Origin of the sequence: Moraxella sp. HMSC061H09 (assembly GCF_001809255.1) — a bacterium.
GTDB lineage: Bacteria > Pseudomonadota > Gammaproteobacteria > Pseudomonadales > Moraxellaceae > Moraxella > Moraxella catarrhalis.
Window position 1 is genome coordinate 118803 of the sequence record NZ_KV796856.1, and the last position, 22928, is coordinate 141730.

Here is a 22928-nt window from a genome sequence, read left to right on the forward strand (position 1 = left end):
ATCTGATTTAAGGCATCTAAAACATGAGGCTCGGTATGGCTAATCACCAAAGCAATGTTGGCAAGTGCCTTTTGGCGTGCTGGTGATGTGGTGCTGTCTGTCATAAAAAACCCTTGCAAAAATCAAAAACCATGGCATAATAAAGATCAGGGGTGGCTAACTTCCTTGTTAGCCCCTAGCCTTTGCAACTGGTACTTGCTTGGGCTAGGCATCATCTTAGTAAGCAGAACCGCTTATCAGTAGCAAGATGATGACAACGATGAGTTTGATTAAGGTTTTCATCACTTTTTCCTTCTGCTAGTGAGTGTACAGTAGCTTGGTTGTTACAGTAGTCTTGCTACCAGCCCCAAAGCCAAATAATTTTATTAAATTATTTGGCTTTTTTATTGCTTTAAAAATGATTAACCCCCAAACCGCTTATCTGATGATAGGTGGTTTTTTATTGCCCAAATAAACACCCCTTTATGGGCTTTTTATTGCCTTAAAATGGCTTGACATGGGGTATGTCAAGCCAAATCCGCCATTGCCAATTGTGCTAGATAGTTTGAACGGCTTTTGTATAGCGATTTATGAGCTGCGACTTTTTCGTCAATTTTGGCAATCAGGTGGTTAGGTAAGGTAATGTTAATTTTGTGGCTTTTTACATCATATTTTGACAAGTCCACATCTACCCATGCCCACATCATACCGTCAAATTGGCTGTTTTGGGTGTGTGCATCAAAATTGGTAGGCAATGGGATTTCTTCGCCATCTGCTACCAAGCCACTAAAATGCACATCAAGGCATTCTAACGCCATTTTGTGTATGTCTTGCAACTCATCGCACGCACTGGCAAGATTTGGCACATCGGGAAAAAAGATGCCATGGGCGGTTTTATCACCGCCTTTTAAGATTGCAATGGGGTATAACATCATCGTCTCTTAGTTATCGAGGTGTTGCAAGGGCTAAGCGTTTAGCCCTGCTTGTCTCATAATGCTGTCAATGGTGGGGTGTTTAAATTGCTGATGACTACCGCCGTTTGATTTGACACGATACCAAAAAATATGTCTGTGAAAATTATGAAATCAGTCAGAAAAAAGCAACTTTTGGCAGATTGGTTTGAAATTTGAACAAGTTTTTAACTTAGAGCTGTTTTGCCCAAAGCTCAACTGCTTCCATGATGATGATGTTTTTGGTTTTGCCTGATTGTTTGGCAAGCTCATCAAGTAGCTCGGCAAACTCTATGGGGACTTTAAAACCGATGGGTTTTACCCCACGGCGTGCATCGCTGTCTTTTTGGATTTGAGCACGAGTTTTGGGGTTGGCAACGATTTTTGGCATTTGACTTATCCTTAAATTGTTGGTAAGATATATTTAGATTTTAGGAGTGAAGCGATGGCGAAGCCCACCGCCCCCAGCCTTTACAGGCTACCTGCTGTTAGTAAGCGTTGTTGCTTAGTATTAGCAGGATAACAATGATGATAACTTTGAAGAGCGTTTTCATTGTCTTATCTCCTAAGGTCGCCACCACTTGCATAGGTCGGTGGCGGTAACCTATCAGGCTTGGGTGTCCTACCACCCTTGCTTGATGGTTTGTATTATAGTTTAAAATACATTAAAAGTCAAGTAATTATTACGGTTTTGTATGAAATTGTTATGATTATTTGGCTTTTTTATATTTAAAATGAACCGCCCATCACCTGATGAGCGGTTTTTTAATCAAAAAGGACGACTATGGCACTCACCGAACACACCAAACGCCAAATACACGCCCATACCAAAAGATACTACCCCAATGAGTGTTGTGGTTTAAATGATTGTGATGACCAAACTTTGATCATAGCAGGCGTGTAAATCTTTTTTGCCATCTAAATTTATGCTACAATATCACTATTTATAACAACAATATGAGCGAACTATGTTTCAATTACATCCCACGCTGGCCAAAGATACCTTTTTGGTTGGTGATTTCCCATTATCGACCGTGCGTTTGATGAATGATTGCCAATTTCCTTGGCTAATTTTGGTACCTCGTGTTTCAGGCATTAAAGAAATCTATGAGCTGTCAGCGGCTGACCAAGTGCAATTTTTGCGTGAGTCAAGCTGGGTATCTAGCCAAATGGCAAAAATTTTTGGTGCAGATAAGATGAATGTTGCCGCTTTGGGTAATCAAGTGTTGCAGCTACATTTTCATCACATCGTACGCTACCAAAATGATGCCGCATGGCCAAATCCAGTTTGGGGTCATGAAGCGATGCCATATACCCAAGAGGTACTCAGCCACATGCAGCAAACGCTGATGATGGCATTGCGTGGTCATCATCAGATGCCATTTGATTGGAAGATGGATGTTTGATAGGTGGTTGAGGATGTTATTAGCATGAATGTTCATGGTTTGAAATAGGCTGCTTGTGCGGCCTATTTAAGTATTAACCATGTTCAATCACCTGATAAACATTATTTTGGCCGTATCGCTGATCAAATCAGATCATTAATTGGAATACAGTAAATGACTTTACAAAGTATTGACAAAGTACCCAAATTATACTTACTGACGAATGATGATGAGCTGACAACTTTATTAGATAAGCTTGAACGGGTGTTTGATACAGGTGCGGTGTCATTACTGCAAGTGCGTCGTAAGTCCACCTTGAAACTTTATGATTTGGCGACAGTGTATCGAGAAGCTGAAATGATCGTCAGTCTTGCGAATGATTATGATATTAAAGTCGTTATGAATGATAGTCTAGAGCTTGCATCACATTTTGGGACGGGGCTTCATTTGGGTCAGCGTGATGGTAGCGTACGGGTCGCCAGAGAGATTTTGGGAGACCATGTGGTGATTGGTCGCACCTGTCATACAGACCTTGCTTTATTTAAAGAAGCTAAGCGAGAAGGGGCAACTTACGGTGCTATGGGTACAGCATTTGCATCCATCACTAAGCCACGCGCCAAAATTATCTCAAAAGACATATTAAAAAAAGCCTGCGAACTTGATTTTCCTTTATGCGTGATTGGTGGTATCACCCTTGAAAATATCCATCAGCTTCGAGATAAGTTAAACGGTGCAGCCATCGATTATATTGCTGTGACAGCTGATATTATGGGGCATTCGGTTGATACCATTGCAGATAAATGCTTAGCGTGGCAACAAAAACTTAACACTTGGTAATACGATGATTGATACATTTAAGCCCAAATTAGATTTGCCAACCAAGGCAAATTTTAAGACAACTTTACCCTTACTTGGCGGTGCTGATTTGAGTTTTTGGCTTGCACTGGCAGCCAAAAGTGAAGAGCGGCTGATTGTGATGATCGCCAATCATCAAAATGAACTGAATCAGTTGGATACTGAGCTGTCTTTTTTTGGCATTGATGCACATGTTTTTCCAGATTGGGAGATTTTGGCTTATGATCAGCTGTCTGTTCATCAAGACATTATCTCAGAGCGTATTGCTTTACTAACGAGAATGCCAACAACTGGTGTCTTATTGGTCAGTACTCAGACATTGATGCAACGTATCGCACCACCAAGCTGGCTGATAGGACAGCATTTTGATTTGGCTGTCGGTGATAAATTTGATATTCATGAACAGCGACTTCGATTAACCAAAGCAGGCTATGTGCAGACGGAGAATGTGTTTGAGCCAGGAGAATTTGCGGTTCGAGGCAGTATTGTTGATATTTTTGCCGTTGGTCAAAGCCTACCTTTTCGTCTTGATTTGTTTGATGATAACATTGAGACGATCAAATTTTTTGATCCTGACAGTCAGCGTACTTTATCCGATAATGATTTAGCTCAGCTAAAAAAAGATGCCCAAGCAGGCATGAATACGCATCATGCCCAAAAGCTGCCATCATCTGCCAAAATCACCGAATTTCGCCTGCTGCCTGCTAGAGAATTTCCCTTGGAAGAAGGCAAAGAGATGTTTCGCCAAAATTTTGCGAGCCTGTTTCCTAATGCCAGCGCCCGCAAGATAGAATTTTATAATGATGTCATGGCAGCCATTGCCCCTCAGGGAATTGAGTTTTATGCACCGTTATTTTTTGAGCTTGACGCATGGATGAAAACAGGCAATTTATTTAGCTATTTGCCCGATGATACACTGGTGGTTAGTCATGATAATCTTAGTGCTTGTCATGATGAGTATTATCAGCAAATCCAAGCACGCCATCATTCTCGTGCACATGATAAATCATTGCCGATTATGCCGCCTGATTATTTATTTTTGGCGAATAATGAATTTCATCAAGTATTGAAAGCCTATCCCAGAGTTGTTATCAACACAAACCACGATACGGCAAAAATTGGTGCCATGGAGAGTTTACCGCCGCCGATTTTGCCGATTAATCATCAAGCTGCCAAGCCTTTATCAGAACTGCTATCATTCATAAAATCAGGGCAAGTACCGATTTTATTGGTCGCTGAAAGTGCTGGTCGCCGTGAAATTATTCTTGAGCTATTAAAAGATAAAGTCGCTGTCAAAGTGGTTGATAATTATCAAGAATTTATTAATAATTTAGATGATTTTAATACTGATTGTATTGCTTTGAGTGTTGCACCGATTGAGTGTGGTCTTTGGTTGCGTGATGAAACTGGCGGATTATGCATCATCTCAGAGACACAAATTTTTGGTAGGCAGGTGCTTCAAACACGCCGTCGTCGTCAATCAAGTATTTCACAGGCTTTTTTGATTAAGTCGGTAACTGAGTTGACCGAAGGGGCGTTGGTGGTTCATCTTGAACATGGCATCGGGCGTTATCAAGGTTTGGTGGTGCTGGATGTGGGTGAAGGTGAGCAAGAATTTATTCATCTAAAATATGCCGATGATGCCAGTATTTATGTACCTATTACCAATTTGGCACTGATTGGGCGATATAGCGGCTCAGATTTGCAGACAGTCAGCCTGTCTAAAATTGGTTCGGGCAAATGGGAAAAAGCCAAGCTAAAAGCTTTGGAACAAATCCATGATGTTGCCGCCGAGCTTTTAAATGTACAGGCTCGTAGAAATGCTAAATCAGGCATCAGTTTTGATATTGATATGTCTCAATATGAGCTATTTGCCAGCCAATTTGCTTTTGAAGAAACCATCGACCAAGCTGAAGCTATCCATGCAGTGATGCACGATATGAAGCAAAGTAAACCGATGGATAGGCTTATCTGTGGTGATGTTGGTTTTGGCAAGACCGAAGTGGCGATGCGTGCGGCATTCATTGCTGTTCAGGCGGGCTATCAAGTTGCCGTACTTGTTCCAACGACGCTTTTGGCAGGGCAGCACGAGGACAGCTTTTTAAATCGCTTTGCTGATTGGCCCATTAAGATTGAAAGTTTATCACGATTTGGCAATAAAAAACATCAAGATGCCATTTTAGCAGGGCTGGCAGATGGTACGGTGGATATTGTGATTGGTACGCATAAGCTCATTCAGGACGATGTTAAATTCAAACAGCTTGGTTTGATGATTATTGATGAGGAACATCGTTTTGGCGTACGGCATAAAGAGCGTATTAAAGCACTACAAACCAATATTGACAGTTTATCAATGACTGCCACCCCGATTCCACGCACCTTAAATATGGCGTTATCGGGCATGCAGGATATTTCTATCATTGCCATACCACCTGCCAGACGCTTGGCGATTAAGACTTTTTTATTACCCAAATCTGATGAGACAATCAAAGAAGCAATTTTACGGGAGATACTCAGGGGCGGACAGGTATATTATCTACATAATGATGTTGCTAGTATCGAGGCGGCAGCTGACACACTGCGTGAATTGGTCGGTGAAGCACGAGTAGCGGTAGCACATGGGCAGATGAATGAGCGTGAGCTTTCGGTGGTGATGAATGATTTTTATCATAAAAAGTTTAATGTTTTGGTTGCTAGCACCATCATCGAGACAGGTATCGATGTGCCTAATGCCAATACCATCATTATTCACCGAGCGGATAAATTTGGTATCGCTCAGTTGCACCAGTTGCGTGGTCGTGTGGGTCGTAGCCATCATCAAGCATACTGCTATCTGATGGTGCCATCATTGAAAGGATTATCAAGCGATGCCAAAAAACGCCTAAATGCCATCACTAGAGCCAACACTTTGGGTGCAGGGTTTATGCTTGCCAGTGAAGATTTGGAAATTCGTGGTGCTGGGGAAATTTTAGGCAAAGAGCAATCTGGTAACATGCAAACCATTGGTTTTGGCTTATATATGGATATGCTTGAGCGTGCGACCAATGCCATCAAACAAGGCAAGACACCGAGTCTTGCCACACCACTGGCTTTGGTTAGTGATATTGATATTCATGCATCGGCACTGATACCTGATGAGTATTTGGGTGATGTGCATGAGCGTTTGGTATTTTATAAAAGAATCAGTAGCTTGGATGATGTCAATCAGCTCATAGACATTCGTACTGAGATGATTGACAGATTTGGCACATTACCCACCCAAACCCAAAATTTATTTGCGGTGCATCGCATTCGCATACGAGCCAAAGCCTTAGGGATTACTAAGATTGATGCAACCCAAACCACCATCAGTATTGAGTTTCGTGCCGATACGCCGATTGATGGATTGGCGATTATTAAGCTGATTCAGTCCAATGACGGTTATCGCATGAATGGTGCAACGGCCATCCGATACACCAGCCAAGAGCTTATGGATACCCAAGCTAGAATTGACAAGGTGAATGAGCTGTTACTATATTTTGAATCTACCAAAACTGCCTAAAACCAATCTTCCAAAATAAATATCGTATTGGACTTTTGTGTTGGTGGGGAGATTGGGCGGTTTTTGGTAGGCACGGCGTCAGTTGGTGTAGGTTTAGGCTGAGATGGCGATTTTGTATGGCTATGGATGATGATCGGTATTGGGCTTTTGGTCACTTGAATGTGCTGACACCCACTTAAGCTGATCAGGCCAACTGTCATACTGACCATAAATAACCGCCTTTGGGTATAGCCGACTGTCACCTTAGTTGGGATACTCATTGGCATTATTTTGACCAAATCGGATCACGCACCGTGCCTGATGTTGGGATGGTGCGTATGGCATTACTTGATAGCGAACGGATCATCAGCTGGTTTTTATTGCCTTGGTTGGATGTATATATAATCCGTGTGCCTGATGGTGAAAAGCTGGCTGATACATCAGTGCCTAACACCCTAAAACTTTGTTGGATACGGCCTTTGGTATTGGCGATGATGATTTGTCCACCTGATAAATATACAAGCTTTGATCCATCTGGGCTTAAGCGTGGATTGGTGGCATAAGAGGCGATTTGGGTGCTATGCGTCGTGCCAAAATCATAGCGATATAGGCTTTGGCGGCGTGTACCTTTATCAGCAGTATAAATAAATCCTGACGCATCTGCCAAATAATTTGGTGCATTCTCAGCACCGTTGAATGTAGTGAGCGTATCTAAGTGATTGGTATGTAAATTAAGACGATAAATGTTCGGGTTATTATTCTCGTGGCTACCTGAAAATAAGATACTGCCACCATCTGGTGAAAAACTTGGTGCCAAATTATGACCCCAAAATGGCGTGACAAGCTTTGGTGTGCCACCTGATACAGACACAATATAAATGATGGGCAGATTATTTTTTGTTTGTACACTATAAGCAATACTCAAGCCATCGGGGGAAAATGTCGGCGTTATAATTGATCCATTGACGGTATCTAGCGTACGGATAAGCTGACCGCTTGGATCAATCAATTTAAGAGATGAGATTTTATTTTGTGGCGATCCGCTTTCTTCCACATAGGCGATTTTACCCATCAAATCTGATGGCTGGCCTGTGATGATTTGATAGATTGTATCGCTGATTTGACGATAGGCAGCTTGGATAGAAGCAGGGTGGTTATCGCTAATTTGGGTATGCTTGACGCTTACCAAACCATTGGCAGTATCAATAATTTCATAGTTAATTGCAAGCTTATTTCCCAAAATTTGATGCGACTGTGCCAAAATAATATATTCAAATCCTCGGTTACGCCATGCGGTCAGATTATTCAGAATGTCGCTATTCGTCTGAGTGTGCTGTGGCAGGTTTTGGTGAGTAGTACCAAGACCTGCCAGGCTTAGATAATGACTCATTTGATGAGCTTCTGAAAAAGGCATGACTGCCACGGGGTATTGACTCGGAGCAACTTGTTCGCTAATCACAATCAATTCATCATCAGCATAAGTGTGCGTCAAAGCGGCAGAAAAGCTTATGGTCAGAGCAAGGCAAACTTTGGTAATGGGTGATTTCATAAAAACTCCATGACGATCAGTGATTAGGCTCATTGGTTGTTTGGTTATTATCCATAATTAGCTGCTCTGTGGTGAACTGCAGGCGGATACTGTCACGCATACCGCCAAGTTCATAAAATGGTGCGGCAGCATATACCGCCGCTTCTACAGATTCACGCAAATCAGGATGGCCACCACCGAATTGGATTGAGGTCACATCGCCTTGTTGATTCATATTAACCTGAAAGGTGATGGTTTGATTGGGCTGCTTAGGATAGCGTTGCCAAATGGCTTCAATACGATGTTTGACCGAGGTGATGGCGGCATTGATTTGTGCTCGGCTTGGCGTAGACTCGGTATGATTTGACTGCTCAAGGTCTGAGACATGATTAGAATATTCAGCCAGCTTGGCGTGAGCGTTTGTTGGTTGATTTTGTATATTTGGTGAATTTGATTCAAAGGGTGCCGAGTTGGGTGGTGGATGATACGCTTGGGTCGTGGTGGCAGAAGTAGAAACCTGTGGGTGATAACGATGCTGATTTTGAGCTTGCATAAATGCATTATCATTATCATTGGCAGTGATGGTACTTGAAGTGTTGGTGGCAGTTGGCTTGTTTTGATTGGCATGATGATTGCTCAAGGCCGTCTTGGCACGATTAAAAGCCTCTTGACCTACCAAAGCGGTCTGAATAGTAGTATTGGGCTTAGTAGGCGGTGTAATCAGTGGCGCTGCTACCGCTATGATGATGACGGTATGTAATAAAACACTGGCTAAAATTGGTAAAATTAGCGCAGATTTATCAAAATTGACTGTTGGATGATTATCGGATAAACGCATCGATTGATTTGCCTTATGAATTATCATGCATTATTGAACAGATTCGCTAAGCAAACTCACTTGGGTGATACCAACATTTTGAATCAATGCCATAATCTGCATAATTCGGCTGTAGGCATTATCTGCATCGGCATTGACCATCACTTGTAAATCGGTATTGTCTTGGTGCATCTGGCGTAGCAGGGTATCTAGCTTGTCAGGCGTGATTGGCACATCGATGGCATTTTTATGGCTGACATACAGATTGCCATCTGCCTGAATGCTGACAATGACAGGTAGCTTGTCAGCTTGTGTGATGGGTTTGGTCTGCTCTTTTGGCAGTGATACCTCAATACCTGTAGCAAGCATTGGTGCTGTTACGATAAATATCACCAAAAGCACCAACATCACATCAATGTAAGGCACAACATTCATGTCACTATTTAGCGGTCTTTGGCGACGAGCGAATCGATTGGAAGTTACCATAATATGCTCTATAAAATAGTATGCTCTATAAAGTTGATGCGGTGTTCTTTTTTGCCAGATTTGTCACCAATGCACTTATTAAGCCTTCACAAAATAGGCTACGATTTTCATACAGTGTATTGGATTTGGTGGCAAAGTGATTATATGCCATCGTCGCAGGAATGGCCGCAAATAAACCAAGTGCTGTTGCAATCAATGCCTCAGCAATGCTCGGTGCAACGGTTGCAAGACCAACCGATTCGGCTTGACCCAAGCCAATAAATGCATTCATAATGCCCCATACTGTACCAAATAGTCCGATATAAGGTGAAACAGAACCAATCGTTGCAAGCGTTGATAATCCTTTTTCAAGATGCACCTGCTCACTGCCTAATGCCATACGCAAGCGACGCTCAACGATTTGCACTTTTTTATCATCACTTAGTGAAGAATCTTGGTCTTGGTGATTTTGATCATAAAAACCTGTATAAAAAATCAGCTCAAGCCCTGCACGCTCTGATTCTGCTTGCACAACAGACAGCTGATGATCGATATCATCAGTCCAAAACCATCGCTCAAATCGCTCATCAAACTTGGCAATACCGCCAATTTTGGTACCCAGATGAAAAATCAGTACCCAACTGATTGTAGACAGCAAAAGCAGTATCGCCATGACCAATTTAACAACAACGCTTGCTTCAATGACCAGCGAAATTAGGCTAATGGATTCGTTCATAATTGACAATCACAATAGGCAAAAAAAGATACTTGGCATTATAGCATAAGTTAATAAATTTGCGACAGATGGGCAAAAAGTCATCGCTTGTCTATCGCCCTAAAATCGCCATTTAAATAGAAAATTGCAGGTTTTGATGATTTTATTTACAATACATGGTTTATTCATGCGTCCAAGCCCTCATATAGACCCATGAATAAAATAAAATCTGATGTATCAATGTACTTAAATTGATGCTTTTTCATACCCTTTATAAGATAACTATCATTTAAAAATATGCATTCTACCGATAATTTACCAGTCCTTGCCAAAGACAGACATTATTTAAATAAACTAAAACAGAAAATGAATTCTACCACAGGCGATCTAAAAACTAAGTGCAAAATACGCTATGATGCTATCTATGAGCGATCTGCCGAACAGGTCGCCAATCGTATGGATAGCATACCAAAAAATCTATCAGAAAAACTTAATCATGATTTGCCCGTGACTGCTGAAGCCGATACGCTAATTCAAGCGATCCGTGATCATCAAGTGGTGATTATCGCAGGTGAGACGGGTTCTGGCAAAACCACGCAACTGCCTAAGCTTGCTATGATGGCAGGGCGTGGCATCACAGGTCAAATTGGCCACACACAGCCACGCCGATTGGCTGCACGCTCGGTAGCGATGCGTATCGCTGAAGAGCTTGGCGAGCCACTTGGTCAGACGGTGAGTTTTAAGATTCGCTTCACCGAAGAAGGTGGCAAGCACTCTATTGTCAAGCTGATGACAGATGGGGTTTTACTTGCTGAATTAGGCTCTGATAAGTTTTTGGCAAATTATGATACCATCATCATTGATGAAGCACATGAGCGTAGCTTAAATATTGATTTTATCATGGGCTATTTAAAGCGTCTTTTACCCAAACGCCCTGATCTAAAAGTTATCATCACCTCCGCCACTTTAGACACCCAAAGGTTTTCTGACTATTTTGCAGCGAATGGCAAACCTGCACCTGTGTATATTGTCGAGGGTCGTAGCTATCCTGTTGAGGTGCGCTATCACCCCTTGACCGATACCATCGTATCTAGCCAAGATGATGATGCATTTGATGATATTGAGGACAATCTGCCACGCGCTTTGACAGCAGCGGTTAATGAATGCTTTGAAGATGCACGCACCAAGGGGCATCCAGATCAGGCAGATATCTTAATTTTTGCGGCAACAGAAGCTGAAATCCGTGAGCTACAAGAAGTGCTGATGTTATATGCGCCTGCCCATACAGAGATTTTGCCGTTATTTGCACGCCAAAGCTATGGTGAGCAGCAAAAAATCTTTGCACCGTCAGGTAAAGGGCGACGTATCATCATCGCCACAAATGTCGCAGAAACTGCGTTGACAGTGCCTAATATTCGCTATGTGATTGATTTGGGTTTTGCCAGAATTTCTCGCTATAACTATCGATCACGCATCCAAAGACTGCCCATCGAGGCAATCAGTCAAGCCGCCGCCAATCAAAGAAAAGGGCGGTGCGGTAGGGTAGCACCTGGGGTGTGTATTCGGTTGTATTCTGAAGAAGATTTTAACAGTCGTCCAGAATTTACCGAACCTGAAATCCTACGCACCAATTTAGCATCAGTGATTTTACAGATGGAGCGTCTTCAACTTGGCGATGTGAATGCCTTTGACTTTATCACACCGCCTGACTTACGATTGGTGAATGATGGCCGTAAGCTTTTGATAGAATTGGGGGCGCTTGATGACAAAAGTTTTACCAAAACACGCGCCAAAAAAGGACGCACGCAGCTTAGCAGTCTGACCAAAATCGGACAACAAATGGCAAAAATGCCCATCGATCCACGCTTGGCTCGCATGCTTGTGGCAGGTGATACCTTTGATTGCTTGGCGGATATTTTAATCATCGTGTCAGCGCTGGCGGTTCAAGATGTGCGTGAACGCCCAATCAATAAGCACGCTCAAGCCGATCAAAAGCATGCGTTATTTCGTAAAGAAGATTCAGATTTTTTATTTTATTTAGAATTGTTTGCAGCACTGTTTGATCAGCATTCAACCAATGACAATCAAGCACTTAGCAGTAATGCTCGCCGCAATTTTGCCAAAAAACATTATCTAAGCTACGCACGCATCCGTGAATGGCAAAAAACTCACAGGCAGCTTAGTGAGATGATGGCAGAGATGGGTTTTGAGATTAATAAACAAAAAAATCACCAAAATGATGTGAAAATTGATACCAAAAAGGGTGTTCGATTATCACTTAAGTCTGGTACCTCTCATCAAAAATCCATCAAACAAGCACTCGTGGGGGCTAAAGCCCTAAAAAATGACATTGATAACAAAACAAGCATTCATTATGCCAATATTCATCGTGCACTTTTGAGTGCACTTTTGTCATTTGTGGCGCATAAAACCGATACGGTGGGCGAATATTTGATGGCTCGTAGCCAAAAAGCCCGTATTTTTCCTGCCAGTACGCTTCATAAAAAGGGTGCTCAGTGGGTCATGGCGTTTGAGGTGGTGGAAACTTCGCAAGTTTATATGCGTACGCTTGCTAAGATTGAACCTGAATGGATTATCAAAGCAGCACCGAATTTATTAAAATATCATTATTTTGAACCGCATTGGTCAAAAAAAGCAGGGCGTGTGCGTGCTTATGCTCAAATCAGTTTATTTGGACTGATTGTGATTGCCAAAGAATTGGTGAATTTTGAACAAATTGATTTGGTACAGGCCAGAGAGATTTTTATTCGTGATGCTTTGGTTGCCAATCAATATGGGATGCAGATGAAATTTTTGGCAGATAATGCCAATAAAATCAAAGACATTGAGCGTATTGAAGATAAGCTTAGACGCCGAGATTTATTGGTTGATGAAGAAAGTTTATATCAATTTTATGATGCCAAAATTCCTAATCATATCGCCAGCCGTAAAAGTTTTGAAGAATTTTATCACGATGCTGAAAACAAAACACCCAACTTTTTGCATTTTAGTGATGAAGATGTGCTTAATGAAGCTGTTGATGATAGTCGAGAATTTCCTGAAAGTTGGCATTTGGGCGGTTTACGCTTGCCGCTGTCGTATGTCTTTGATCCAGCGGCTGATAATGATGGCGTGACCGTGCATGTACCGATTAAGGCATTGGCACAGGTTGATCCTGTGGCACTGCTTTGGGGTATCTCAGGGTGGCGTTATGAATTAGTACTACAATTATTAAAAACATTGCCTAAAGAAATTCGCCGACAGATTGTCCCCATTCCAGATACTTGCCAAAAGATTTTTCACCAATTGGACGCAAGCTCAAAGATGGGTTTATTAGATCAGCTTGTGGCAGCATTAAAGACGCTTGGTGTGCAAGCACACGCTCAAGATTTTGCACCTGATAAGGTTGAAGATTACCTGCGTCCATTGATTTGTGTGGTGGATGATAAAAATCGTGTGATCGAAAAAAGTCGTGACTTGCCGAAATTACAGGCACGACATCGTAAAGCTAGCGTTCAAAGCATCGCTATTGAGCAGGGAGTGCATCATCATTTTCCAAATCATTTTAATTTTGTCAAAAATAAGCACACATCAGGCATTGTCATGCAAGAATTTTCTGCACTAAAAGCAGATGCGGCCCAAAGTGCGGTTTTTATTGCGACTTTTACAGAGATTAACGCTGCTTTGGCTGAGCATAAAAAGGGCGTTTTAACGCTCATTAAGGGGCATTTGGGTGCGAAACAAAAACAGCTGACTGGTCAAATTGATAAAGCATTTAAATTGGCGTTCGCACCATTAGGTGATTTAGAAAAACTAAAAAATATCGTCGTACATGCAACTTTAGAAGCCTGCCTTTATGACTACGGTCCAGACTTTGATCATAAGCCTGTCAGTCAACACGTTGATCATGCCAGAGCAGCAATTGCAGGTCTAATAACACAAAATAATCAATGGCTGATTTCACATTTGCCACTAGATGAACGAGAGTTTGACGATTGTCAAGACTTAATTTTAAAGAATTTTTTACTGGTAGGTCAAGAAATCTTAAGAAACTTAAAAGAAATTTATACCGCTTGGCAAACAGCTCGTGGCAAGCTTTTGATGCTAGATCAGGAGATTTTCGGTGAAAATATCGAAGACATCGAAGATCAGCTTGATGACTTGCAATTGGCAAATTTTGTATATCAGACGGATTATCGGCATTGGCGTCAGTATCCTCGTTATTTACAGGCACTCAATATTCGCCTTGATAGGCTACAGCATAATTTAGAGGCGGACTTGGATGCTGTATATTTGCTAGATACGCACATGGAACGCTTAGCAAGGTGCGTTAAAAATCCTAAGTTTGCAGAATATCGCTGGCTGGTCGAAGAATACCGCATTAATTTATTTGCTCAACCGATGAAAACAGTTCAGCCGGTTTCTGCCAAGCGTCTTGAAACACTGTGGGCAAATCTGACCACTCAATAAACTGCGAGCCGCTGCCAAAATCAAGCCAAAAAACAGATTGGTTTTGGGCTTGATTGCTTATTATCTACTTATTTACTACTTCGCATAATATATATTATGTTAAATGATATAAGTAAACCAAATAACAATTCATTGTTAATATTTCACTTTGTCATATTTAAATTTAATAATTTTATCATTAAATATTAATTGATAAAGATATTTTAATGATAAAATGCATACATAATTTACCCAAAAAATCAATCATTAAATTTGATACACATGTCCATCAAATGCCAGTTGGTTGCTATTGATAATATTATCAAGCCTTGTTATGATAAGATTTTAAATTTTGTTTATTTTTCAACCATGAAAATGCCCTATTTTTTGCTTTTGGGATTGTTGTTAGCACAGCAGGCTGATGCTGATTATAGCTTGCTTGATGCTCAAAAACAGCTCATGAGCAGCAGCCCTGCCATCCAAGCAAGTCATGCCTTGTATCAAGCTGATGTCTTACAAGCAGAATCATTACAAAAATTACACTATCCTAGGATATCGCTCAATGCACACGCCTTTGTACTGCAACAAAACAGCAGCATACCCTTAGATCATATCAAAGAGCAGACCGCCCAGCACATTAACACCCATTTTGACCATCGCTTTGGCAGTGCACCCGATGGTCTGTTGGATGCTTTGCACAACAGCACCCAAACCGCCCTTGACCGCCTGCCTGACCATCAAGATGTCAAGCTACGCCATGATGGCATTACCCCAAACATTACCGCCACGATGCCCATCTATACAGGTGGCCTAATCAGTAGCAGCAAAAATATCGCCAATCTACAAGCACAGCGTGGTAAATTTGGATTACAAGAACGCATCTCTTTGGCAAAACTTAATTTGATTCGCCATTATTTTAATGTGCAATTACAAAAGCAGCTGACCGACACACAACAAAACATGCTTAGTGCCATGCAGTTACATGTAGATAATGCTTATAAATTAGAACAGCAAGGTTTTATCAGTCGTGGACAGCGTATGCAATTTGAAGTGGCACGCAATCAGGTACAAAGACTGTATCAAAGCACCCAAAATCAGCACCAAAACAGCATTTATGAACTTGCTGTTTTGCTTGGTTTGCCCCACATTGAACCGCTAAGCACACCGCTGTTTATCAACACCCAGCATCGCCCCAATTGGCAAGCATTACTCAAAGACTCCCAAAATACACCATTAAATCAAAAGCTAAAAACCGACATTTTGCTTGCCGATGAAAATATCGCCCTAAGACAATCCACCAAAAAACCAAAAATTGCCGCTGTGGCTCGTTATACCTTAGATGATAAGCCTGATTGGTTTGCAGGTGTGGCGGTTTCTTACAACCTATTCTTGGGCATTGACCGTGATAAGCAGATTGGGGCAGCACACCTACAAAAACAAGCAGCCAAATTAGGTCATGAACAAGTCAATGAACACATCACAACCACCATGCACACCGCTTATGGCGAGATGGTGCTGGCACAAAAAACCCACGCCCTACTACAACAAAATCGTCAAGCCGCCAAAGAAAATTTGCGTATCCAGACGCTGTCTTTTCAAGAAGGGTTTGGGACGGTGGCAGGTGTGGTTGATGCCCAAAGTGCTTTATCACAGATTGACAGCGAAACCGCTCTAAATGCGTATCGCTACCTTTTGGCACTGGCGACGCTGTTGCATCACACAGGGACAATTGATGACTTTGATGATTATTTGTCTTTGGATGATGCTCATAAACTGTGATTGATAACGCTCATACTTAACCCCAACCATTTGACAGCCCAAAACCATGACTGATAAGACCGACGATGTTAAGCCAGATACCGATGGCAACCACCCAAAAAAACAAAAACCCCACACACAAGCCAAATCAAAGCCCAGACCTTTGGCGTTATTCTTATTATTGGCACTCATTGGCAGTGTGCTTTTGGTGATTATTTTTGGTTTGATACAAAGCTATGGCACACCGCAAAACTTGCCAACAGCTAACGCCATTGGTAGCACAAATGAGCCGCCAAAGGGGGTGATTGCCCATCTCAGACAAAAGATTCCCGGCCCTGCCACATTTAGCATTCAAGGGCGTGTGGAGGGCGAAACGGTGAACATCAGCACCAAACTGCCCAGTCGTGTTGCTGCCATTTATGTCAAAGAGGGTCAAGCTGTCAGGGCGGGTGAACCTTTGGTTCAGCTTATCAGTCCTGAAATTGACGCCAAAAAACAGCAAGCCGCTGCCATGTTACAGTCAGCCCTTGCCTTTCAGTCATCCACAGACCGTGGCACAAGACAAGAAAATGTAGACACCTTGTACGCCAATTGGCAAAGTGCCAAAGCTCAGGCAACACTGGCAGAGGAGAGCCATCGCCGTGGTGAGTATTTGTATCAAGAAGGCGTCATCTCTCGCCAACGCCGTGATGAGATGAGGGCAGCGAAGCAGTCTTCTGCCCAAATTGCCCAAGCAGCACAGCAGCAGTATCTAAAAGCCCAGCGTGGTCGCACTGATGAATTAAAATCGTCCGCCGACGCCCAAGTCCAAATCGCTCGTGCGGCGGTTGCCGAAGCCGATGCCCTAGATGCCGAAACCATGCTTTATGCCCCCATTGATGGCACGGTCTCAAAAATCTACATTCAAAGCAGTGAACTGGTCATGCCAGCGGTGCCTGTAATGAGCCTGCTTGACAACCACCCTACCATTACCATAAGCGTCCAAGAAAATCAGTACAGTCATGTCCATGCCCTGCCCAAGCTAACTGGTTTTATCCCTGCACTGAACAAAACCGCCGATTTTAAAATCGTGCATACCGATGACGAGGGAGAATTTGCCACCATCAAAAATACCAGACAGACAGGCGGTTATGACATTCATAGCTTTAAAACCAAACTTGAACCCATCACCCCCATTGAAGGGTTAAAAGTGGGTATGAGTGTGATATTTGATATCACTGTTTTGCCTTAAATTTTCATCCAAATAAGTCTGATATCCATGATTGTTCGCTTTATTCGTGCTTTTTGCCAAGCATTTTTGCGTGAGCTTAACCGCTTATCATGTAACCGATTTGATTTGGCGATGGTCATGATAGCACCGCTTGTCATCATTGTCTTATTTGGAGCCATGTTTTATCATGGTAAAGCACATCATCTGCCTGTGGCTTTGGTTGATGAGGATAACAGTGAATTAAGCCATTTGATTTATCAGCACATTCATCATAATGAAACCATTAAAACCGTCCTAATCTTAGATAATGTACAAGATGCTCATCATGCCATCAATCGTTTGGATGTTGGTGGCTACATACACATTCCCAAGGATGCTCAAAATCATTTGGTGCGTGGTGAAAATACAGGCATTCACATTGCCTACAATCAATCATTTTTTAGCATTGGCAGTGCCATCTCATCTGCCCTATCTAAAAGCACCAAAGGCGGTATTGCCAAATTTATACAAACCAAACATTTAACTGGTGTCTTACCCCATTTGCCTGGCAACATGCCTCATGTCAAAATATCGGTGCTGTTTAACCCCAATTTAAGCTATGAATTCTTTTTAGAGCCGTTTTTGGTCGCTGCGGTGCTGCATTTATTACTGTGCTGTTTGGTTGCCCATGCCATTGGACAAGAATTTCATGAAAACAGCGTACATGAATGGTTATATCATTCACCTTTTGGGGCGTTGTTTGGTAAAATAAGCGTGTATGTGCTGATAATCAGCCTTTGGCATGGGCTATGGCAGGCGTGGCTTATTGGGGTGCGTGGCTGGTTTGTGGCAGGGTCGTTATTTGTACTGATTATCGGTCAGCTGCTGTTTTATCTTGCTTATGCCTTATTTGGGGCGATGGTGGTACTTAAAACCCAAAACATTAATAAAAGCTATGGCATTTTGGCGGTCTATGGCGGCTCATCAATGAGTTTTGCAGGGGTTACTCTGCCGCTAAATAACGCCCCAAGCTTTACCCAATTTTGGTCGCAGATTATCCCCTTTACCCCCTTTGCCCGTCTACAAGTTGAACAGTGGGTGATTGGCAGTCCATTTATCATCACGCTAGCACACCTTAACTCTTTGCTGATATTTGTGCTAATTTTTGCCATCGCTAGCCTACTACTGCTTAGACACATCAAAAAGACCTTAATAGCCATACCAAATACGCCCAAGGATGACAGTTGATGAGACGATTTATCAAACAATATCTGACCATCTGGCTTGATGTCATCAAAGACAGGTCTATTTTTTTGACCATGGTGCTGTCGGTGGTGTTTTATGGTTTTTTTTATCCGTTTGCCTATCAAGCTCAGCGTCCTGCCGATTTGCCCATTGTGATTGTTGATGAAGAGCCAAGCCCGCTCACCCAAGCCATCATCCACACCACAAGCCATACGCCCAACATACATGTTTTGGCGGTTGTGAGTGATTTTAGGCAAGCTCAAATGCTGGTACAATCAGCAAAGGCAGATGGGATTTTATTACTGCCTAACAATCTTAGCCAAAGCATTCATCACGGTCAAACAGGCGGGGTTGGGCTGTATCTGAGTTCGGCGTATTTTTTGCGTACACAAAATATCGGTGCAGGTCTGGTATCATCATTACAAGCAACCATCATCCAAGAGTTAGGACAAGTCACCCAAACCAGACACAAACCCATGCCAGAACTTATCCATCAATCAGCATTATTTAACCCTCTGTCAGGATATGGTAGCTATATTTTTCCTGCTGTTGCTCCCATCATCGTCTACCAAACCATCGTGCTGGGTCTTGCCATGCTTGTGGCAGGTTATCGTCAAAGGTTATGGCGTGCCAGTGCTTGTGATTTTTTGGCAATTTATGCGGTGGCATTGACCATTGGCTGTTTGTCGTGTTTTTATTTATTTGGTTTTGTATTTTGGTGGCATGATTATCCTAGGGGTGGCAACTTTTGGGGGATGATGCTCGGTGTCCCCATCTTTGTTAGCTGTGCCATTGGGGTGGCTTTATTAATCGCATCATGGGTAGCTGATGGTGCTAAGGTGGGTGTGTTGCTCATTTTTAGCTCTGTGCCATTATTTATGCTAACAGGGCTTGCTTACCCACTGATGGCGATGCCCAAATTTTTACAACCATTAGCCCACGCCCTACCAACCACACAAGGCGTACAAATGTTCATTCAGCTCAATCAGATGGGCGTATCCATTCAAGATGTTTGGCAAAAGATGGCATATTTGGCAAGTGTGGCGGTGCTTTGTTTGGGGGTGGCGTTTTGGCGGTTAAGATTAGTGAACAAATCAGTTTAAATTTAATAGAAGTAAAAATTTGATTTGAAAAATCCGACTGGTCGGCTCGCTATATTAAAGACCATATTGAAGCGTGCAAGCCTTATTTATCTGATGGTGAGTATCAAGAGGGATGCTTGGCTAATATTTGGCATAAACCATTAGGCGATTTAAGCCCTGAATTTGTCGAAAATTGGGTGTGAAACGAAAATAAAACGCTCAAAACACGCACGGCTCAAGCTTATCAATGTATAAAGCGTTTGTTAATTGGGCAAGCGAATGCTTAGAATATAAAGGGTTAATTCCGCTTACACCAGCTCAAAATGTACCCCATCCAAAAAGCGTCAACCGCCAGCACGATATGCCTTAACCCATTCTTGTGGCGTGCCTGCTTTGCCTGTAATGACCATCCATGCACCGCCCCAACGCACATTTACGCCCAGCTTACCGCTTGCCTGTGCCATTGCTTTGGCAAGGGGGCAATAATCATCTGTAGATTTTTAAGACTACGCTCAGATAAAACAAAACCGCTTTTATTGGCAATCAGCTTATCTGCGGTGGCTGGTGCATTGTTTTCAGGGTGGGATTTAAATTGCTCACCTGCTGCCCTAATTTCGTCAGGTGTAATTGCTTTAACCACAAAGGCAGAGAATTTATGCACTATCCTGTAACCACAACCCCTGCCACGACCAAGACCGCTCCGATGACAGTTTCTAAAACACCTTCTTTTTTTGAGCCTTCCACGACTGGCACAACACGGATAATCTTGGCGGTGTGGTTCATGTCAAGCTCATTTTCGCCCACATTGTGCTTATCGTGAAACACAGCAAAACGCAGCCCCTGCTTATGAGCGTTCATCATAAACGCTTCAAAGCCAGTAAGTTGCACGCATAACGCACGCATGGCTTCTTTAGTGGAATTGACAGATAACTTAAAAGTTTTACCGAATTTTTTGGCTAAAATGCCGTGTAAAATGACGGTTTTCATAATTTTCCTATTTTTTTATAAAATAACCCTAATAACTCTTGATTTAACTTGTAATTAGGGTTATAATAACCCCATCTTAAATCAATAAGGAACTTTAAGATGAATAGCCGTCAAATGATTAAGCTAATCACTGATGACGGTTGGTATGAAGTTGCGGTGCGTGGCAGTCATCATCACTACAAACACCCAACCAAACAGGGCAAGGTAACCATACCTCACCCCAAGTCAGACTTACCAATCGGCACAGTTAAGCAAATCTTAAAACAAGCTGGGTTAAAATAACCCAGTATTGGCTATCATCTAAGGAGATAAATATGTTATATCCTATCGCCATTGAAAAGCCCGTCAGCACCAATGAGTGTTATGGCGTGATTGTACCTGATATTGTAGGCTGTTTTAGTGCAGGCGATACAGTAGATGAGGCGGTTAAAAATGCCTATGAAGCCATTGTTTTGCATTTGGATATGTTGGCTGATGATGGTGAGGATATCCCTCAAGCGACCGATATTGCTCATCATCAAGAAAATCCTGATTATCAAGGTATGATTTGGGCGGTGGTTGATATTGATTTATCCGCCTATATGGGCAAATCTGAAAAGATTAATGTTACCTTGCCAAGTCGCTTGATTGTCAAAATTGACGAAAAGGTTAAAGCACACAAATCGCTATATAAGAGTCGTAGTAATTACCTAGCACAGCTTGCCAGTCGTGATTTAGCCTAGTGACTGATGACGCACCACCATCGCCGTGCGTCTTTGCCAATTGTCCCCATAAATCTCACGCACGCTAAGACTGCCATGGGGGTGGTGCAAAATTAGGGCATTACCCACACAATCAGGCGTGGTTTCGCTTTTTAACTTGCCATCGCCCACATAAATCAAAGCATGATTGACATGATGCGTCCGCCCAACACGGCACAAAATCACATCGTGCTTTTGTAAGTCGTTTTTGTCTTGCACCTTAATAAAGCCTGCTTTGGTGAAGTTATTTTCATAAAGTGGTTCATGGTTTGGGTTTTCCCACCAGTCATCAGATCGTGCAAAGCTTGGCAGTGTGATGTCAAGCTCACGGCTGTAATAGTCTTGTACTAGACTATAGCAATCTTGTACGCCATGATGATACTCACGCCCTAATAATGGGGCTTGATACGCTTTGGGTTTATGGCATTTGACATCAAAGTACTCTTTGCCATCAGCGTGGTAACCAAAAGCACAAATCACCCAATCTATCCCATGTATGCCCATCTGCACCCTATCCACTTCGGACGGCTCAGCATTGCCGTCAGGGTGGCTATGGACAATCGCTTGTATTTGACCCTTTTCCCCCATCTCAAACATGTCAATGGGGTCTATCTCAAAATGCTCGGTAGGATTTGGGGTAACATTATCACAGGGGTAATACTGCCCATCTATGATAAGCCCACAGCATTCAGCAGGATAGCAGATTTTGGCGTGGGCGTGGATAGCTTCTTTAATGGTTTTGGTTAGTCGCATGGTTTATCCAATAAAAAACCGCCCAAGTTGTACTTGGACGGCTGAATATTTGTTTATAATTCAAAGGCTTATAAAATAAAAAAGCCAAATAATTTTGCGAAAAAACGCAGAAATTAATTGACTTTATTTGTATATTGTAATACAATACATTTCATCAACACAAGGGGTGTTGATTGGGCTAGGACAAGCCTAGCGGTAACATAAGGAGGAAAGGCAATGCTAAGACTCACAATCATCATTGCCCTGCTGTTGCTAAGCTATCCAGCTTACTAACGGTATAAAGCCTAAGGTAGTTGCAGCTACTAAGGCAGGTTAGGTGGAAACGCCTAGCCACTCCTTACCCATTATCATAGCACCATTTTTATAAAAATCAAGGATTTTTTATGGCAGATAAAGCAAGCCCGCAAGCACGCAAAAAAGCAACCGCTAACTATTTTGATAAGTCACTGGCACGCATCGGACTTGTCATTAGCCATACTGAGCCTCATGTTTTAGATGCCTTAAATCAGAT

The 22928-nt window shown here is 42.4% G+C and carries 20 protein-coding genes and 1 pseudogene; 11 read left to right on the forward strand and 10 right to left on the reverse strand.

Annotated features, from left to right (window positions below):
* Positions 1-506: 506 nt before the first annotated feature.
* Positions 507-911 (reverse strand): type II toxin-antitoxin system HicB family antitoxin, encoded by a 405-nt coding sequence (locus HMPREF2573_RS07015; protein ID WP_003658102.1) that lies wholly within the window; start codon positions 909-911, stop codon positions 507-509.
* A gap of 211 nt (positions 912-1122) precedes the next feature.
* Complete coding sequence (locus HMPREF2573_RS07020) at positions 1123-1320, reverse strand: ribbon-helix-helix domain-containing protein (RefSeq protein ID WP_003658103.1); 198 nt, start codon at positions 1318-1320, stop codon at positions 1123-1125.
* 343 nt (positions 1321-1663) lie between these two features.
* Between HMPREF2573_RS07020 and HMPREF2573_RS09755 the strand changes: the two genes are divergently transcribed.
* From HMPREF2573_RS09755 to mfd, 4 genes are all read left to right on the forward strand, one after another.
* Positions 1664-1792, forward strand: coding sequence for a hypothetical protein (locus HMPREF2573_RS09755; RefSeq protein WP_255360638.1), 129 nt, complete (start codon positions 1664-1666; stop codon positions 1790-1792).
* 105 nt (positions 1793-1897) lie between these two features.
* Entirely contained in the window at positions 1898-2335 is a 438-nt protein-coding gene (locus tag HMPREF2573_RS07025; protein WP_003658105.1) for an HIT domain-containing protein, read from the forward strand.
* A 153-nt stretch (positions 2336-2488) separates the two neighbouring features.
* Entirely contained in the window at positions 2489-3151 is a 663-nt protein-coding gene (locus tag HMPREF2573_RS07030) for a thiamine phosphate synthase (RefSeq protein WP_003659837.1), read from the forward strand.
* Between the two features lie 4 nt (positions 3152-3155).
* Positions 3156-6710 (forward strand): transcription-repair coupling factor, encoded by a 3555-nt coding sequence (gene mfd / locus HMPREF2573_RS07035; RefSeq protein ID WP_070473008.1) that lies wholly within the window; start codon positions 3156-3158, stop codon positions 6708-6710.
* Here mfd and HMPREF2573_RS07040 read toward each other — a convergent pair.
* The 5 genes from HMPREF2573_RS07040 to HMPREF2573_RS07060 are packed head-to-tail and all read right to left on the reverse strand — an operon-like array spanning position 6707 to position 10235.
* Positions 6707-6976 (reverse strand): hypothetical protein, encoded by a 270-nt coding sequence (locus tag HMPREF2573_RS07040; RefSeq protein WP_226889876.1) that lies wholly within the window; start codon positions 6974-6976, stop codon positions 6707-6709. The two genes, mfd and HMPREF2573_RS07040, sit on opposite strands and share 4 nt — an antisense overlap.
* Positions 6976-8238, reverse strand: coding sequence for a PD40 domain-containing protein (locus HMPREF2573_RS07045; RefSeq protein WP_003659833.1), 1263 nt, complete (start codon positions 8236-8238; stop codon positions 6976-6978). The genes HMPREF2573_RS07040 and HMPREF2573_RS07045 overlap by 1 nt, the downstream gene beginning before the upstream one ends.
* 16 nt (positions 8239-8254) lie before the next feature.
* On the reverse strand, positions 8255-9055 hold the full coding sequence (locus tag HMPREF2573_RS07050; protein WP_003668176.1) for a cell envelope integrity TolA family protein: 801 nt from the start codon (positions 9053-9055) through the stop codon (positions 8255-8257).
* Between the two features lie 30 nt (positions 9056-9085).
* The gene (locus tag HMPREF2573_RS07055; protein WP_003658115.1) at positions 9086-9520 is read right to left on the reverse strand and encodes an ExbD/TolR family protein; all 435 of its coding nucleotides are present in this window, start codon (positions 9518-9520) and stop codon (positions 9086-9088) included.
* Positions 9521-9545: 25 nt separating this feature from the next.
* Positions 9546-10235 (reverse strand): MotA/TolQ/ExbB proton channel family protein, encoded by a 690-nt coding sequence (locus HMPREF2573_RS07060; RefSeq protein ID WP_003659829.1) that lies wholly within the window; start codon positions 10233-10235, stop codon positions 9546-9548.
* Positions 10236-10511: 276 nt separating this feature from the next.
* Here HMPREF2573_RS07060 and hrpA point away from each other — a divergent pair, with 276 nt between their 5' ends.
* From hrpA to HMPREF2573_RS07085, 5 genes are all read left to right on the forward strand, one after another.
* The gene (hrpA, locus tag HMPREF2573_RS07065) at positions 10512-14684 is read left to right on the forward strand and encodes an ATP-dependent RNA helicase HrpA (protein WP_070473011.1); all 4173 of its coding nucleotides are present in this window, start codon (positions 10512-10514) and stop codon (positions 14682-14684) included.
* Positions 14685-14945: 261 nt separating this feature from the next.
* Positions 14946-16442, forward strand: coding sequence for a TolC family protein (locus tag HMPREF2573_RS07070; RefSeq protein ID WP_070473014.1), 1497 nt, complete (start codon positions 14946-14948; stop codon positions 16440-16442).
* A gap of 46 nt (positions 16443-16488) precedes the next feature.
* Positions 16489-17652, forward strand: coding sequence for an HlyD family secretion protein (locus HMPREF2573_RS07075; protein ID WP_070473016.1), 1164 nt, complete (start codon positions 16489-16491; stop codon positions 17650-17652).
* Between the two features lie 27 nt (positions 17653-17679).
* Positions 17680-18858 carry an ABC transporter permease gene (locus HMPREF2573_RS07080; RefSeq protein ID WP_042510351.1) on the forward strand — a complete coding sequence of 393 codons (1179 nt, stop codon included), beginning with the start codon at positions 17680-17682 and terminating at the stop codon, positions 18856-18858.
* A complete protein-coding gene (locus HMPREF2573_RS07085) occupies positions 18858-19958 on the forward strand; it encodes an ABC transporter permease (protein WP_042510350.1) in 1101 nt (366 codons plus the stop codon). The genes HMPREF2573_RS07080 and HMPREF2573_RS07085 overlap by 1 nt, the downstream gene beginning before the upstream one ends.
* Positions 19959-20370: 412 nt before the next feature.
* Here HMPREF2573_RS07085 and HMPREF2573_RS07090 read toward each other — a convergent pair whose 3' ends face one another.
* Positions 20371-20598 (reverse strand): hypothetical protein, encoded by a 228-nt coding sequence (locus HMPREF2573_RS07090; protein ID WP_003659817.1) that lies wholly within the window; start codon positions 20596-20598, stop codon positions 20371-20373.
* Positions 20599-20600: 2 nt separating this feature from the next.
* Positions 20601-20924, reverse strand: a pseudogene (locus HMPREF2573_RS07095) (tail assembly protein); the annotation flags it as partial.
* A gap of 99 nt (positions 20925-21023) precedes the next feature.
* On the opposite strand from HMPREF2573_RS07095, the gene HMPREF2573_RS07100 reads away from it, so the two are divergent.
* Positions 21024-21206 carry a type II toxin-antitoxin system HicA family toxin gene (locus tag HMPREF2573_RS07100; protein ID WP_003660025.1) on the forward strand — a complete coding sequence of 61 codons (183 nt, stop codon included), beginning with the start codon at positions 21024-21026 and terminating at the stop codon, positions 21204-21206.
* Positions 21207-21238: 32 nt separating this feature from the next.
* The gene (locus HMPREF2573_RS07105; protein WP_003660026.1) at positions 21239-21646 is read left to right on the forward strand and encodes a type II toxin-antitoxin system HicB family antitoxin; all 408 of its coding nucleotides are present in this window, start codon (positions 21239-21241) and stop codon (positions 21644-21646) included.
* On the opposite strand, the gene HMPREF2573_RS07110 is transcribed toward HMPREF2573_RS07105, so the two are convergent.
* Positions 21638-22417 carry a C40 family peptidase gene (locus HMPREF2573_RS07110; RefSeq protein ID WP_070473019.1) on the reverse strand — a complete coding sequence of 260 codons (780 nt, stop codon included), beginning with the start codon at positions 22415-22417 and terminating at the stop codon, positions 21638-21640. The two genes, HMPREF2573_RS07105 and HMPREF2573_RS07110, sit on opposite strands and share 9 nt — an antisense overlap.
* Between the last annotated feature and the right edge of the window lie 511 nt (positions 22418-22928).

What these genes read in the sequence shown, in the direction of transcription:
- HMPREF2573_RS07020 (WP_003658103.1), bottom strand. Translation starts at nt 1,320, where the DNA reads ATGCCAAAAATCGTTGCCAACCCCAAAACTCGTGCTCAAATCCAAAAA.
- HMPREF2573_RS07070 (WP_070473014.1), top strand. Translation starts at nt 14,946, where the DNA reads ATGTCCATCAAATGCCAGTTGGTTGCTATTGATAATATTATCAAGCCT.
- HMPREF2573_RS07040 (WP_226889876.1), bottom strand. Translation starts at nt 6,976, where the DNA reads ATGCCAATGAGTATCCCAACTAAGGTGACAGTCGGCTATACCCAAAGG.
- HMPREF2573_RS07075 (WP_070473016.1), top strand. Translation starts at nt 16,489, where the DNA reads ATGACTGATAAGACCGACGATGTTAAGCCAGATACCGATGGCAACCAC.
- HMPREF2573_RS09755 (WP_255360638.1), top strand. Translation starts at nt 1,664, where the DNA reads ATGAACCGCCCATCACCTGATGAGCGGTTTTTTAATCAAAAAGGACGA.
- HMPREF2573_RS07085 (WP_042510350.1), top strand. Translation starts at nt 18,858, where the DNA reads ATGAGACGATTTATCAAACAATATCTGACCATCTGGCTTGATGTCATC.
- HMPREF2573_RS07105 (WP_003660026.1), top strand. Translation starts at nt 21,239, where the DNA reads ATGTTATATCCTATCGCCATTGAAAAGCCCGTCAGCACCAATGAGTGT.
- HMPREF2573_RS07030 (WP_003659837.1), top strand. Translation starts at nt 2,489, where the DNA reads ATGACTTTACAAAGTATTGACAAAGTACCCAAATTATACTTACTGACG.
- HMPREF2573_RS07025 (WP_003658105.1), top strand. Translation starts at nt 1,898, where the DNA reads ATGTTTCAATTACATCCCACGCTGGCCAAAGATACCTTTTTGGTTGGT.
- HMPREF2573_RS07110 (WP_070473019.1), bottom strand. Translation starts at nt 22,417, where the DNA reads ATGCGACTAACCAAAACCATTAAAGAAGCTATCCACGCCCACGCCAAA.
- HMPREF2573_RS07015 (WP_003658102.1), bottom strand. Translation starts at nt 911, where the DNA reads ATGTTATACCCCATTGCAATCTTAAAAGGCGGTGATAAAACCGCCCAT.
- HMPREF2573_RS07050 (WP_003668176.1), bottom strand. Translation starts at nt 9,055, where the DNA reads ATGCGTTTATCCGATAATCATCCAACAGTCAATTTTGATAAATCTGCG.
- HMPREF2573_RS07100 (WP_003660025.1), top strand. Translation starts at nt 21,024, where the DNA reads ATGAATAGCCGTCAAATGATTAAGCTAATCACTGATGACGGTTGGTAT.
- HMPREF2573_RS07055 (WP_003658115.1), bottom strand. Translation starts at nt 9,520, where the DNA reads ATGGTAACTTCCAATCGATTCGCTCGTCGCCAAAGACCGCTAAATAGT.
- HMPREF2573_RS07045 (WP_003659833.1), bottom strand. Translation starts at nt 8,238, where the DNA reads ATGAAATCACCCATTACCAAAGTTTGCCTTGCTCTGACCATAAGCTTT.
- hrpA (WP_070473011.1), top strand. Translation starts at nt 10,512, where the DNA reads ATGCATTCTACCGATAATTTACCAGTCCTTGCCAAAGACAGACATTAT.
- HMPREF2573_RS07080 (WP_042510351.1), top strand. Translation starts at nt 17,680, where the DNA reads ATGATTGTTCGCTTTATTCGTGCTTTTTGCCAAGCATTTTTGCGTGAG.
- HMPREF2573_RS07060 (WP_003659829.1), bottom strand. Translation starts at nt 10,235, where the DNA reads ATGAACGAATCCATTAGCCTAATTTCGCTGGTCATTGAAGCAAGCGTT.
- mfd (WP_070473008.1), top strand. Translation starts at nt 3,156, where the DNA reads ATGATTGATACATTTAAGCCCAAATTAGATTTGCCAACCAAGGCAAAT.